At 64.0% G+C, this 11,777-nt stretch carries 8 protein-coding genes and 1 pseudogene; 5 read left to right on the forward strand and 4 right to left on the reverse strand.

Going from position 1 to position 11,777, the window contains the following annotated elements; translation table 11 throughout:
* Nucleotides 1–3: 3 nt before the first annotated feature.
* Nucleotides 4–1,896, reverse strand: coding sequence for a penicillin-binding protein 2 (mrdA, locus tag MFF34_RS24800; protein WP_238217079.1), 1,893 nt, complete (start codon nucleotides 1,894–1,896; stop codon nucleotides 4–6).
* A 563-nt stretch (nucleotides 1,897–2,459) separates the two neighbouring features.
* On the opposite strand from mrdA, the gene MFF34_RS24805 reads away from it, so the two are divergent.
* A complete protein-coding gene (locus MFF34_RS24805; RefSeq protein ID WP_238217081.1) occupies nucleotides 2,460–3,791 on the forward strand; it encodes an MFS transporter in 1,332 nt (443 codons plus the stop codon).
* Nucleotides 3,792–3,995: 204 nt separating this feature from the next.
* Entirely contained in the window at nucleotides 3,996–4,709 is a 714-nt protein-coding gene (locus MFF34_RS24810) for a GntR family transcriptional regulator (protein ID WP_027593685.1), read from the forward strand.
* A 6-nt stretch (nucleotides 4,710–4,715) separates the two neighbouring features.
* Here the strand turns inward: MFF34_RS24810 and MFF34_RS24815 are convergent, their stop codons facing one another.
* From MFF34_RS24815 to MFF34_RS24825, 3 genes and pseudogenes are all read right to left on the reverse strand, one after another.
* A complete protein-coding gene (locus MFF34_RS24815; RefSeq protein WP_238217083.1) occupies nucleotides 4,716–5,666 on the reverse strand; it encodes a PDR/VanB family oxidoreductase in 951 nt (316 codons plus the stop codon).
* 12 nt (nucleotides 5,667–5,678) lie between these two features.
* Nucleotides 5,679–6,746 (reverse strand): aromatic ring-hydroxylating dioxygenase subunit alpha, encoded by a 1,068-nt coding sequence (locus tag MFF34_RS24820; protein WP_027593683.1) that lies wholly within the window; start codon nucleotides 6,744–6,746, stop codon nucleotides 5,679–5,681.
* 292 nt (nucleotides 6,747–7,038) lie between these two features.
* Nucleotides 7,039–7,158, reverse strand: a pseudogene (locus MFF34_RS24825) (flagellar basal body protein); the annotation flags it as partial.
* A 431-nt stretch (nucleotides 7,159–7,589) separates the two neighbouring features.
* Between MFF34_RS24825 and MFF34_RS24830 the strand changes: the two are divergent.
* The 3 genes from MFF34_RS24830 to MFF34_RS24840 are packed head-to-tail and all read left to right on the forward strand — an operon-like array spanning nucleotide 7,590 to nucleotide 11,768.
* Entirely contained in the window at nucleotides 7,590–8,258 is a 669-nt protein-coding gene (locus MFF34_RS24830; protein ID WP_238217085.1) for an ABC transporter ATP-binding protein, read from the forward strand.
* On the forward strand, nucleotides 8,255–10,717 hold the full coding sequence (locus MFF34_RS24835; RefSeq protein ID WP_238217087.1) for an FtsX-like permease family protein: 2,463 nt from the start codon (nucleotides 8,255–8,257) through the stop codon (nucleotides 10,715–10,717). The genes MFF34_RS24830 and MFF34_RS24835 overlap by 4 nt, the downstream gene beginning before the upstream one ends.
* A complete protein-coding gene (locus MFF34_RS24840; RefSeq protein ID WP_238217089.1) occupies nucleotides 10,707–11,768 on the forward strand; it encodes a lipocalin-like domain-containing protein in 1,062 nt (353 codons plus the stop codon). The genes MFF34_RS24835 and MFF34_RS24840 overlap by 11 nt, the downstream gene beginning before the upstream one ends.
* Nucleotides 11,769–11,777: the final 9 nt, after the last annotated feature.

The following is an 11,777-nucleotide window of genomic DNA, read 5'->3' on the forward strand; positions in this document are numbered from 1 at the left end:
GCCTTAACTGTGCGGCACTGCCTTGGTCGCCGCATTGCCCGCATATTCAGGCTTCAAGTGCCCCTGCTCATCCAGCAGGTACGCATCCATCACCTCGCGCACTACCGGCCCTGCCACGCGCCCGCCCGCTTCGCCGTTCTCGATCATCACCGCCACCACCACGCTTGGGTGATCGGCCGGTGCGAAGCCGACGAACAGGGCGTTGTCGCGGTGCCGTTCCAGGGTCTTGTTGCGGTTGTAGCGCTCGCCTTGCTTGATCGCCACCACCTGCGCCGTACCGCTCTTGCCGGCGATGCGGTACTGCGCGCCGGCCGCCGAGGCGCGGGCGATGCCGCGGGGGTCGTGCATGACCATCTGCATGCCTTGGCTGACCTGGTCCCAGGCGCGTTTGTCATGCAGCACGATGTCGGGCATCGGGTTGGGGTCGACCGGCGTCTCGCCACCCACCGTCATGGCCAGGTGCGGACGGTGCCATACCCCCTTGCTCGCCAGCAGGCTAGTGGCCTGGGCCAATTGCAGCGGGGTGACCTGCATGTAGCCCTGGCCGATCCCCAGGATCAACGTCTCGCCCGGGAACCAGGCCTGGCGGCGCGTGGCGCGCTTCCATTCGGCGGAAGGCATCAGCCCGGACGCTTCCTCGAACATGTCCAGCGACACCTTCTGCCCCAGGCCGAACTCGGCCATGTAGTCGTGCAGGCGCTCGATCCCCAGCTTGTGCGCGAGGTCGTAGAAGTAGGTGTCGTTGGACCGCATGATGGCGGTGTACATGTCTACCCAGCCGTCACCGCTGCGGTTCCAGTTGCGGTATTTGTGTTCGTAGTTGGGCAGCTCGTAGTAGCCCGGGTCGAACACCCGGCTGCCGGGGGTGATCACGCCACTGTCCAGGCCGGCGATGGCCACTTCCGGCTTGACCGTCGAGCCCGGCGCATACAAACCGCGCAGCACGCGGTTGAACAGCGGCCGGTCGATGGAATCGCGCAGGGCGGCGTACTGCTTGAAGCTGATGCCTTTGACGAACAGGTTGGGGTCGAAGCTTGGGTTGCTCACCATCGCCAGCACGTCGCCATTGGCAGGGTCCAGCACCACCACCGAACCGCGGCGGTCGCCCAGGGCCTTTTCGGCCGCCAGTTGCAAGTGGCTATCCAAGCTCAGGATGATGTCCTTGCCTGGGATCGGGGCCTTGTGGTTGAGCACGCGCATGACCCGGCCCTGGGCGTTGGTCTCGACTTCTTCGTAGCCCACCTGGCCGTGCAGTTGGCTTTCGTAGAAGTGCTCGATACCGGTCTTGCCGATCGACTGCGTGCCGCGATACTCGGTGCTGTCGAGGGTCTTGGCTTCTTTCTCGTTGATGCGCCCGACATAACCCACCGAATGGGCGAAATGCTCGGCCAGTGGGTATTCGCGGATGAACTGCGGTTCTACCTCAAGGCCGGGCAGGCGGAACTGGTTGACCGCAACCAGGGCGATCTGTTCTTCGTTCAGGCCGACCATCAGGGTGACCGGCTCGAAGGGTTTGCGGCCGCGGCGCAGGTCCTTGTCGAACTGCCGGCGGTCATCCTCCGAAAGGCTCAACACCTGCGCCAGGGTATCCAGCACCTTGGCCGAGTCGCCGGCCCGTTCACGGGTCATGGTCAGGTCGAAACTGGGCTTGTTGTCGGCCAGCACCACACCGTTGCGGTCGTAGATCAACCCGCGCTCAGGGGCGATGGGCAGCACGTGTACGCGGTTGTTTTCCGACACGGCGCTCTGCTGGTCATGTTGCAGCACCTGCAGCACATAAAGGCGGCCCACGAGGACGGCGACCAGGGTGAAGACCAGGGTGGCGCAGGCGATCAGCCGGCGGTTGACCAGGTGCTTTTCCTTTTCGTGGTCCTTGAGGGGGATGGGCTGCGGCATGGGTGGCTCTGTGGGGTGGCGGTGTGGACGGGCGGCGGCCCCGGGGCCGGCGATGCTACGCAACCCCTCCCTTTCGCTCAAGGCAGGCGGCCTTGGGCAGGGGCTGGCGATCAGCTGTTGGCCCCGGTATCAGGGTGTTCACGGCGAACATGAAGATTTGTTCATGCCGGCACTTGGGTGGCTGCGCAGAGGGGGCGTAGAAGGTTGTTTGTGGATCCAAAAAACAACTGCTGTGCGATAAGCGAACGAAATAATCATCAAGCGCTAAATTAATAAGATATTGAAAATTAAAGGATTATTTTGTTAATTCGTGGTGCGCTTGTCGCTTTGTGTCGTCAGATTGGTGTTTAGCAAATGACGCACGGTTGTCTGTGGATCCATTATCTGGTTGATTAGCGCCTGACGACGGCCAGCCCTCCGGCCGTGCGCGACGACAATTACAAGAAGGGTCCAGTCATGAATGGCTTATCTAGGGCACGGAACCGTCAACGTTCCTTCTGCTCTGCTTGCGTGTGCACGTCTGTCCTCCCGCCTGTGGCCCGCATCGGCCTGCAGGTGGCCCCATGAACTCCGATCTCAAGCAACGTCTGGACAATGACCCGATGGGCCGCTTCCAGTGCCTGGCCATCGGCATTTGCATCGTGCTGAACATGATCGATGGCTTTGACGTGCTGGTGATGGCCTTCACGGCCGCCTCGGTGTCTGCCGAGTGGGGCCTGAGTGGGGCGCAGGTGGGGCTGCTGCTCAGCGCCGGCCTGTTCGGCATGGCGGCAGGGTCACTGTTTATTGCACCGTGGGCCGACCGCGTTGGCCGGCGCCCATTGATTCTGTTCTGTCTGGCGCTTTCCGGTGTGGGCATGTTGCTCTCGGCGTTGAGCCAGAGCCCGTTGCAACTGGCGCTGCTGCGCGGGCTGACCGGCCTTGGCATCGGCGGCATCCTGGCCAGCAGCAATGTGATCGCCAGTGAATATGCCAGCAAACGCTGGCGTGGCCTGGCGGTGAGCCTGCAGTCCACGGGGTATGCCCTGGGCGCGACCTTGGGCGGCTTGTTGGCGGTATGGCTGCTGGGCCACTGGGGCTGGCGTTCGGTGTTCCTGTTCGGCGGCATCGTCACGGTGCTGGTGATCCCGCTGGTGCTGCTGTGGCTGCCGGAGTCGCTGGACTTTTTGTTGGCACGCCGCCCGGCGAATGCCTTGGCGCGGGTCAATCGGTTGGCCGACAAACTCGGGCAACCGGCACTGTCCCAGCTGCCGCCGCCCGCGCAAAGCGTGCCTGGTGCCGCCACAGGGTTCAGGCAGTTGCTGACCCCCGCCATGCGCCGTACCACGTTGGTGATCTGGTTGCTGTTCTTCCTGGTGATGTTCGGCTTCTACTTCGTCATGAGCTGGACCCCGAAGCTGCTGGTCGCGGCTGGCTTGTCGGCGCAGCAGGGCATTACCGGCGGGGTGCTGCTGAGCGTTGGCGGCATCCTTGGTGCGGCGCTGATTGGCGGCCTGTCGTCACGCTGGCCACTGAGCCGCGTGTTGGCGATGTTCATGCTGGTCACGGCCGGGCTGCTGGTGCTGTTCGTGGCCAGCGGGTCATCGGTCACTGCCGCGCTGGCGCTGGGCTTGCTGATCGGGCTGTTCGCCAACGGTTGCGTGGCTGGGCTGTATGCGCTGTCACCGGTGGTCTATGACGCGTCGGTGCGCGCCACCGGGGTCGGCTGGGGCATCGGCATTGGCCGGATTGGCGCAATCCTGTCGCCGACCGTGGCCGGCGTACTGCTCGACGGCGGCTGGCAACCGCTGCACCTGTATGGGGTGTTTGCCAGTGTCTTCGTGCTTGCTGCTGGTTGCCTGGTGTTGCTCAAGCCAGCGTCGCGGCCGGGGCAGGCAGTGATGGCCGATGCCTAGGGTCGGGCTTTTGGTGCCCGGCCTGGCCGTAGATCCCAGCAAAATGTTGCCTAGAATGGGTGTGGCTGGCAGGTGTACGCCGCAGCATTTTTGCCGGCATTGAGATCGAGCGCCGCCCGCGCGGCGCTCGATCTCATGGCCACCCAATGCGTCGTGGCGAGCACTACGATAAGATTACCGCTCATGTCTCTGGAAACTGCCTGGATGAGCAAGCCCGGTCAATTGGTGCTGGTTACGCTTCGCAAGATGATCGCCTCCGGCGAGTTGGCGGCCGGCGAGCGTCTGATGGAAATCCCCACCGCCGAACTGTTCGGTGTCTCGCGGATGCCGGTGCGCATGGCGTTTCGCACCCTCGAACAGGAGGGCCTGCTGGTGCGTTTTGGCGGGCGTGGGTTTCAGGTGCGTTCCGTCAGCGCAGACGACATCGCCGGTGCGGTCGAGGTGCGTGGCGTGCTGGAAGGCCTGGCTGCGCGCCAAGCGGCAGAACGTGGGCTGTCCGCTGAAGCGCGCGCAGCGCTGCAGCGCTGCCTGGTCGAAGGCGATCAACTGTTCGACAAGGGTTTTGTCACCGAGGAAGACCTGCAGGCCTACCATGACCTCAACATGCGCTTCCACCAGGTGATCATCGCAGCCAGCCACAACCCGGCGATTGCCGATGCCCTGGCGCGCAATGACCACCTGCCGTTTGCCTCGGTCACTGCGCTGGCCGTGGACCGCCATGACCTGGCGCGTGAGTACCGGCGCTTCAACTATGCACACATGCAGCACCATTCGGTGTTCGATGCCCTGGTCAGCGGGCAGGGCGCTCGCGCCGAGGCCATCATGCGCGAGCACGCCAATGCCACCTTGCGCTACGCCGAGACGTTCGGCGCGGCCACGGCCGATGCGCGCATGAAGGTCATCCTGCCCTCGTCTTAAAGCGCTTCAGATATCCAGCACCAGCAGTGGCGTTTTCGAGCGCGAGCAGCAGGGCGTGAACTGATCGTTCTGCGCCTGCTCCTGTTCCGTGAGGAACAGGTCGCGATGCTCCGGTGTGCCTGCCAGCACGCGCGTCAGGCAGGTGCCGCAAATGCCTTGCTCGCACGACATGGCGATCGCGATGCCGTGCTGTTCAAGCACCTGCACCACACTCTGGTCGGCGGGCACCTCGAAGACCTGGCCGGTGCTGTTCACCTGCACCGAGAAGCTGCCGTCGTTCTGCGTATCAGCCGGCGCGGCGGCAAAGTATTCGCGGTGCAGGCATGCCTCCTGCCAGCCCTGCGCCTTGGCGCTTTCCAGCACATGCTGCATGAACCCGCTTGGGCCGCACACATACAGGTGCATATCGTCTTGCGGGTTGGCCAATACCTGGGCGATGTCCAGTGCAGTCTCGGGTTGCTCGTCGAAATGCACGAACAGGCGGTCGGCGAAGACGGCACCGCGCATGCGTTCGACGAAGGCTGCACGTTCGCTGGAACGGGCGCAGTAATGCAGTTCGAAGTCCTCGCCGCTGTGGGCCAGTTGCTCGGCCATGCAGAGGATCGGCGTAATGCCGATGCCACCTGCGAACAACAGGCTGCGACGGGCGCCCTGGGCCAGGGGGAACAAGTTGCGCGGTGCGCTGATACGCAGGCGGGCACCGTTGTGCACCTGCTCGTGCAGGCTGCGCGAGCCGCCACGTGAGGCAGGGTCCTTGAGTACGCCGATCAGGTAACGGTGGCGTTCTTCGGGGTGATTGCACAGTGAATACTGGCGGACTTGCCCATCCGGCAGGTGCACGTCAATGTGCGCGCCTGCACTAAAGGGCGGTAGCAGGCTGCCATCGATTGCGGCCAGCTCGAAGCTGCAGATGTCCTGCGCTTCGTCGTTACGGGAAACCACTACGGCATCGATCATGTCCGCTCCTCGTCAGGCTGGGCTTGCGCTGGTCGCGATCAGTTGGGCTTGGGCCGTGCGTTCGTTGGCGATCAGGCGCTCCAGTATCTTGCGCGACTGGACCCCGCCGGCATCGATGTTGAGCTTGAGCAGGTTGCGCTCGGGGTAGGCGAGCAGGTTCTGTTGCTGGCGTTCGAGCATTTCCAGGTCTTCGCTGAAGATCTTGCCTTGGCCTTCGCGGATGTTGGCGGTCAGTGTTTCGTCGTGCGCTGCAAAGTTGCGCGCCATGCCCCAGAAGTACCAGATCGAGGTGTCGGTCTCTGGGGTGATGAAGTCGACCACAATGCTTGAGGCTTTGTGCTGCGCATCGGCGTGATAACCCCCTTTGCCTGCGTGGGCCACGCCAACTTCGATCAGCACATGACTGGGCGGGGTGAAGCGGCAGATCTGCCAGCGGTCCACCGGCACATCGTCGGCCAGGCCGTTGCCGCGCAGGGCCATGCGCCAGAACGGCGGTGCCATGATGTTTTCCATGTGCCGGGCAGTCACCACTTCGTCACCGGTGACGGTGGTCACGGGCGGGGCTTCGTCGATTTCCTTCTGACCAATGCTGGAGGCATGCACGTAGGTTTCGTGGGTCAGGTCCATGAGGTTGTCGATCATCAGCCGGTAGTCGCAGCCAATGTGGAACAGCCCGCCGCCGTAGGCCCACGCGTCATTCACCGCCCACTCCAGGTGTGGGATCAGGCTTGGGTCTGCTTGCGCCTGGTCGCCGGGCCAGACCCAGATGAAGCCGTAGCGCTCGACCACCGCGAAGGTCTTGTTGCAAGGGAAGCCCCTGACCCGCTGCCCTGGCATCTCCACGGTCTTGCCGTCGCAGCCCATCACCAGGCCATGGTAGCCACACACCAGGTTGCCGTTTTCGACATAGCCCAACGACAGTGGGGCGCCGCGGTGTGGGCAAAAATCTTCCACCGCAGCTACCCGGTTTTCGTGGCCCCTATAGAACACGATCCGCTCCCCGCAGACCTGACGGCCCAGCGGTTTCTCGGCAATTTCATCGGGGGTGCAGGCGACATACCACGTGTTTTTGGGGTACATGGAGGCTCTCCGGGGTAGCGATTGTTTTTATTTAATGGATCCATTAAATGTGGCGGAGGGCGGCCTGGTCAACGATCATTGCATTTTTTGCTGATTTATCTGGGCGATTATCGGACTGCTATGAGTGATTTTTTGTTTTATGGATCCATTAATTGGGGTTTTCAGCACTGCTGGATGTCACCCTGCCGCGCTTGAACGATCCGGAACCTGACGAAACCAATCCCGACCTCGCCTGGCACAAACAGCAGTGGCATGCAGTGCCTAGCGAGACCCTGACCGAACAGGTTTTTTTCAGGTCCTGGACTTCGGCGCGATCACGTTTGAAGCCAGTGGTCGAGACGTTGGCCAGGTTGTTGGAAATGGTGTCCAGGGCGGACAGGCCGGTTTTAGCGACCCAACGAGCCGGAAGCATGCTGTTCTCCTCGTGCGCCTGTTTACGGCACCCGTTCAAATGTGATTAGCCGATTTGCAATTGAGCGCTTGTACTCATTGAATGTTAGGAAGTATTAGCGCCAAGGTTCAGCGTCGAAAACTGGTAGAAATACCAGGTGACCCGTTCCACTCGCGACGCCGAAGGTTGACTTCCAGATCACCCTTTCCGCTTGCCAGACCGAGCCGGACCAGAACGCCTTCGCAACACTGGAGCTGGATGGCAAGAATGGCTCGCTGCCGATCGGCCCCATCGCAAAGGGTGTCTTCAACCTCACCGCCGACTCCAATCAGGGGTTGCCGAATTGCAAGGTCGCACTCAACGTAGTGATCAACATGACGTCCTGGTAACCCTTGCACAGCCGTGACCTGCTATGCCTATGGGATACAACGCGCAAAGAGGACAGTCCCCCGATGCTGGTCGTCGAGCAACTGCACAAGTCATTCATCACACCCCAAGGCCCGCTGCTTGTGCTGCAGGGCATCGACCTGCGCTTGGCCCGCGGCAGCAGCCTGGCGCTGATGGGGGAGTCGGGGAGTGGCAAGAGCACCTTGCTGCATTTGATTGCCGGCCTGGACCGGGCCGACAGCGGGCGCATCCTGATTGATGACGAACCCCTCGATGGCCGTTCGGAGTCGGCACTGGCGCGGTGGCGCCGGGACGGCATTGGCCTGGTGTTTCAGCAGTACAACCTGATCAGCAGCCTGGACGTGGCGGCCAACCTTGCGTTTCAAGCCCGGCTTGCCAACCGGCATGACCCGCACTGGCTGGCGTACTTGGCAGAGCGCCTGGGGCTGGCTGCGTTATTGACGCGCTACCCGGAACAGCTATCTGGCGGCCAGCAACAGCGGGTCGCCATTGGCCGCGCCCTGGCCGGTCGCCCCGCCTGGGTGTTGGCAGACGAGCCGACCGGCAGCCTTGACGAAGCCAGCAGCGATGAGGTGTTAGGACTGTTTTTGCAACTGGTCGCCGAGGCCGGCAGCAGTGTCCTGATGGTGACCCACAGCCAGCGCCTGGCGGCGCGGCTAGCGCACAGTTGCTACCTGCAGGCGGGCCGCGTGCGCGCCGAGCACGGCCTATGAGCCCATTGCTGCTGACCCTGCAGGCGTTGTTGAGCCATTGGCGGCGCCATCGCGTGCAGTGCCTTAGCATCTTTACCGGGTTGTGGCTGGCCACTGCGTTATGGACCGGCGTCCAGGCACTCAACAGCCAGGCGCGCAGCGACTACGCCCGCGCCAGTGCGGTACTGGCGGCACCGATGCAGGCGCAGCTGGTGCCGCGTGACGGCGAACGCTTCGAGCAGGCGCTGTATGTGCAACTGCGCCAGTTGGGCTGGCCGGTTGCCCCGGTGCTGGAGGGGCGGTTGCGGTTTTCTGGCGAGCAGCCGGTGACTGTCCGGCTGATTGGCGTCGAGCCGTTGAGCTTGCCAGTTTCCACTGCCGTGGCCGGTGTGCGGGTGGCCGATTTCGACCTGCAGGCCTTTATTGGTACGCCGGGGCAGGCCTGGGTAGGGCCGGACACCTTGCGCCAACTGGGCAAAACCGTTACCGACGTGGCCGTCAGCAGCGAAGGGCAGCGGCTGCCACCCTTTGTGCTCAAGCCGGAGTTGGCGCCCGGGGTGATCGTGGTCGACATCGGCCATGCGCAGGCCTTGCTGCAGGCACCCGGACAGCTGTCGCGGCTTCTACTGACAGGGCCTTCGGCGCCCTTGCCCGCAGCCATCGCTGCGCGGCTCGAACTGCAAACACCGAGTGATGACGGTGGCCTGCAACGCCTGACCGAGAGCTTTCACCTGAACCTCACCGCCCTCGGCTTGCTGGCCTTCGTGGTCGGGCTGTTCATCGCCCACGCCGCCATTGGCCTGGCACTGGAGCAACGCCGTGGCTTGATCAGAAGCCTGCGGGCCTGTGGCGTCAGTTTGCATTGCCTGTTGCTCGGCCTGGCGCTGGAGCTGGGCCTGTTCGCGGTGCTGGGCGGGCTGGCCGGGGTGGCGGGCGGCTATGGGTTGGCCGCGTTGCTGTTGCCAGACGTTGCCGCGAGTTTGCGTGGCTTGTATGGCGCCCAGGTCGCCAGCGTGTTGCACCTGCCGGCTGGGTGGTGGTTGGCTGGGGTGCTGGTGAGTGTGCTCGGGGCCTTGTTGGCTGGGCTGAGCAGTGTTTTTCAGGCCGCGCGCCTGCCCCTGTTGGCGCTGGCTCAACCCCAGGCCTGGCGCTTGGCGCAAGGCCGTTGGTTGCGGCGCCAGACGTGGGTGGCACTGCTGTTGCTGCTGGTGGCGCTTGGCTGTTGGCAACTGGGCCAGGGCTTGGCCAGCGCTTTCGCCTTGCTGGCGGCGTTGTTGCTGGCCTCGGCGTTGCTGTTACCGCCCTTGCTCGACGGCGTGCTGGCCTGGGCTGCGCGTGGGCGCCGACGGCCGCTGTCGCAGTGGTTCGTCGCCGACAGCCGCCAGCAATTACCCGGGTTGAGCCTGGCGCTGATGGCCTTGTTGCTGGCACTGGCCGCCAGTGTTGGCGTGGGCAGCATGACCGAGGGCTTTCGCAAGACCTTCATCGGCTGGCTCGATGCGCGTTTGTCCGCCGACCTTTACGTGACGCCTCGGGACACCGCGCAGGGCCTGCAGATCAGTGAGTGGCTCAAGCAGCAACCTGCGGCCACGGCGGTGCTGCCAGGCTGGCGAGTGGAAACGCACCTTAAGGGTTGGCCAGTGCAGGTGCAGGGGGTTATCGACCACCCGGCCTACCGCGACCGCTGGCCGTTGCTGGACCAGCACGCGCAGGCCTGGCAGCAGTTGGCGGCGGGCAAGGCGGTGATGCTCAGTGAACAATTGGCCCGCCGCCTAGGGCTGGCGGTGGGCGACACTTTGATGCTGGCGGCCGACGCTGCGCCGCCCATGACGGTTGTGGGGGTGTACGCCGACTACGGCAACCCCAAGGGCCATGTGCTGGTCAATGCCGACTGGCTGCGTAGGCATTGGCCGCAGGCGACATTGACCGGCCTGAGCGTGGATGTCGTGCCCACGCACCTGGCACCCCTCAAAGCTGAGTTGCAGCAGCGCTTTGCCCTGGACGACAGCCGGGTGGTCGAGCAATCGCGCCTCAAGCGCTGGTCGACCGAGGTGTTCAACCGCACCTTTGCCGCCACCGCCGCCCTCAACAGCCTGACACTGGGTGTCGCCGGCGTGGCCATGTTCATCAACCTGCTGACCCTGAGCCAAAGCCGCCTGGGCCAGCTGGCGCCGCTCTGGGCATTGGGTGTGCGGCGCACGCAACTGGTTTGGCTGACCCTGGGCCAAACGCTCATGCTGAGCAGCCTCACCGTGCTGCTGGCGATCCCTGTCGGTGTCGTGTTGGCCTGGTGCCTGGTGGCGGTGGTGAATGTGCAGGCATTTGGCTGGCGGTTGCCGCTGTATGTGTTTCCTGGGCAATTGGTGCAACTGGCGGTGCTGGGCATCCTCACCAGCCTGCTGGCCAGTGCCTGGCCGCTGTGGCAACTGGCGCGGCGCCAGCCCAGCGATCTGTTGAGGCAGTTTGCCGATGAACGTTAAAGCCTGTGTCGTGCTGTGCACGCTGCTGAGCGGCTGCGACCAGCCTGCGTCAGCGCCGCAGAGTTTTGCCGGGTTGGGCGAGCAGGCAAGTGGGTTCAGCCAGGTGACCCGCGATCACCCCTTGGTGTTCCCGCGCGATCACGGTGCTCATGAGGGGTTTCGCATCGAATGGTGGTATGTCACCGCCAACCTTGAAGACGCCCAAGGGCGGGACTGGGGCGTGCAGTGGACGCTGTTCCGTTCGGCCTTGCGCCCGGGGGCGGAAACGGCCGACTGGAACAGCCCGAACCTGTGGATGGGGCATGCTGCCCTGACTGGGCCGGGTGGGCATCGCTCTGGCGAGACCCTGGCGCGTGGCGGTGTCGGGCAGGCAGGCGTCGAGGCCCAGCCGTTCCGGGCCTGGATCAATGACTGGTCACTGGAGGGGGGGGAGGGCATTGCAGGGTTGCACATGAAGGCTGCCGGCCAAGGCTTTGGTTACGACCTGAATCTGCGCAGTGACAGGCCGCTGGTGCTGCACGGCAGCCAGGGCTACAGCGAAAAGTCGGGCAAGGGGCAAGCGTCGTATTACTACAGCCAGCCGTTCTACCGCGTCAGCGGCGAGGTGGAGCGCGATGGCCTATGCATTGCGGTCACCGGTCAGGCCTGGCTGGACCGGGAGTGGAGCAGCCAGCCGCTGGCGGCCGGGCAAACGGGCTGGGACTGGTTTTCACTGCACCTGGACAGCGGCGCGAAGCTGATGCTGTTCCAGGTGCGCGAGGCCAAGGGTTTGCCGTATCGGGCGGGGACCTGGGCCAGTGCCCAGGGCGAGGTGGTAGCGCTGCGAGGCGATCAGATTCAGCTTCAGGCGTTGGCCTGGACGCGGCAGGAAAACGGCAAGGAGGTGCCGACACGTTGGCGAGTGCGGGTGCTGGCGTACGGCGTGGATGTGCAAGTTGATGCCGTCGAGCCGCGTGCCTGGATGAACACCCGGTTTCCTTACTGGGAGGGGCCGGTGAGGTTGCAGGGGAGTGCGGGCGGGCGGGGGTATCTGGAGATGACGGGGTATTAGGGGCATGCA

Source organism: Pseudomonas sp. PAGU 2196 (genome assembly GCF_022179005.1).
GTDB lineage: Bacteria > Pseudomonadota > Gammaproteobacteria > Pseudomonadales > Pseudomonadaceae > Aquipseudomonas > Aquipseudomonas kermanshahensis.